The sequence below is a fragment of the Thermoanaerobaculia bacterium genome (assembly GCA_035717485.1).
Lineage (GTDB): Bacteria > Acidobacteriota > Thermoanaerobaculia > UBA5066 > DATFVB01 > DATFVB01.
The window spans coordinates 1-2,304 of sequence record DASTIQ010000262.1 but is presented as its reverse complement, the minus strand read 5'-3'; the positions used below and the strand labels follow the sequence as shown (position 1 = coordinate 2,304).

1 protein-coding gene is annotated in these 2,304 nt (G+C 70.0%); it reads right to left on the bottom strand.

From position 1 onward, the window contains the following. Positions 1-261 precede the first annotated feature (261 nt). Positions 262-2,253, bottom strand: a complete 1,992-nt coding sequence (locus tag VFS34_13765) for a carbohydrate-binding family V/XII (protein ID HET9795515.1) — start codon at positions 2,251-2,253, stop codon at positions 262-264. Between the last annotated feature and the right edge of the window lie 51 nt (positions 2,254-2,304).

Here is a 2,304-nt window from a genome sequence, read left to right as displayed (position 1 = left end):
GCTGACGAAGGACGCGACGAAGCTCGGCCCGGGTGACCTCGAAACGCTTCGTCGGGCGGGTTTCGACGATCGCGGAATTCTCCAGATCACCCTGATCGCTTCCTGGTTCAATTACATCAACCGAGTCGCCGACGCGCTCGGCGTCGGGAGGACGTAAGAGAGCGGGTCGTTTCTTCGCTCGCCCAACACGAGCCGGCCCGCAGGTTGTCCAAGTGGTTCGAATCTCTCCCGGGACGAGGCCCGCCCAGACGCCGTGATCCCTCAGCGCTTCCTTCCGCCGACTTTCGTCGCTCCCCCCTTCGGCGGTCTCGCCTTGCCCCTGGGGGCGGCGACCTTGCCCCGGCCCTTGGCGCCGCGCGCGGAGGCGCTCGGTCCCGCCTTCCGGACCGCCGAGGCTCTCGGCGCGCTCGCCCGCATCCCGCCCGAGGGCCGCGTGGCAGCCGCCCGGGCGCTGTTGGCGCCCGAGGCGTACAGATTGCGGCTTACGCCGACGTTTCGCGCGAACCTCGCTCCTCGGCCCGCGGCCCAGAACGCGGGCCGGAAGAAGGCGCCGGGACCGCACCAGCGGGCTCCCCAGCCGAAACCGAACCCGAAGCGGAACGCGGCCCAGGCGGGCCTCCAGCCGAACCCGAAACCCCACCCCGCCCAGGGCGCGTACATGGCATGGAAGCCCCACGTCCACGGCCTCGGGTAATAGAACGCGCCCCACCATGGGCGATACCGCCACCCGGTGCCGAAGACGACCGCCCCCCCGTACGGATAAGAGCCGAGGTACGCCGGGGTATACGCCTCGTAGACGACCTCCGGAGTCGAGTCGTACACGGAGACGAACCGCGTGTTGTAGACCGGGCTCTCCGGCGGGATCGTCCCGATCTCCTCCTCCGGAATCGAATCGGCGATCTCCCACGGGCCTGCGGGCGCGGCGGAGGTGAACCAGACTCCCTGATCGCAAACGTAATAGCGTCCCGCGATTCGAAGCACCTGCTCCGGCGTGTTGAGCGCGTACTCCACGCGGGTCCCCGGCACGGCCTCGAAACGGGGCTCGCCGTCGTACGTCACCGCGACGCGCGCTTCGCTCCGGCGCACCGCGGCGGTTCTCGGCTTGTTCGCGTCGGCGACGGCCTCCCGCGCCGGTTCGGTACCGGGCACGAAGGCGAGGACCTCCGCCCTCGGAGAGTCGCCCGGAATCTTTCGGAAGCCGGCGGGGAGGCGTCCGGCCTCGACGTACGTCCAGGGTCCCGAATACGACTCGCTCCGGAACCAGCGTCCGGAGAGAACGACCCAGTACTGCCCGTCCGGAAGAGTGCGGAAAACGTCGCTATCGGAGTTGGCGAGCGTCTCGAGCTCGCCCGCCACGGCCGGAGCCCATTGCGGAGGACCGTCCGACACGATCAGCTCGGTCGGCTCGGTCGCGACGAGGATCTTCGGGACGCGCTTTTCCGGCGACCGCTTCGCCTGCTCGACCTCGCCATCGGAGACTCCACTCTCTTCCCGATCCCGTCGGGCGATCCGGACGGCTTCCGCCGGAACGTCGTCGGACCGCGTCCACGGCCCTCTCGGGTCCGAAGCGCGGAACCAGACGGTGCCGCCGTCGAGATAGAGCGCCCCGCCCGGATCCCGGAGCACGAGGAACGGCGTATTGAGCGCTCGCTCGAGCCGAGAGCCCTCGACGGCGCGGAATCGCGGCTCGCCGTCGAACGTAACGAGGATCGCGGGCTCGGTCTCGAAGACAATTCGCGGCGGCTGGGTGTTCAGCTTCGCCGGAGCTCCCTCGCGCCGCCCTGCGAATTTGGCGCTCGAGAGGACGTCGTCGAGCGACAACCGGGCCCGCCGCCGCGCAAGCGCGCTCCCGATGCGTGTCGCCAGCCGCTCCCGAAACGCCGGACGGGTTCCCGCGATCTCGACGTTCGAAACGAGGATCGAGGCCAGGGTGACGGTCCGGCGGGTCCGATCGACCTGGATCTCGGCCTCGTACCGTGCCGTTCCCGGAGTCGGCTCGCTCTCGCCCGCCCGCTGCAAGCTCAGCGTTCCGCTCGCCGTGAGCTTCGTGCCGTCGAGACTCTCGGCCTGCGGTTCGTCGACGAAGACGGTGCCCGCCTCTCCGAGGAGGACCTTCTGCGGCCAGGAATCGTTCCGGGGAGCCGGCCCGCCGGACACCGCCGGGCCGGCGGCCGGCGTCGCCGCAGCGAGGGCGGCGGACACCAACAGGGCAATCGCCGGAATGACGATTCGCGAGCGTCCGAGAGGCCTCATGGTCCTCCTCCTTCTGCCGTGTTCACCTATGGACGAGCCATCCCGTGCGGG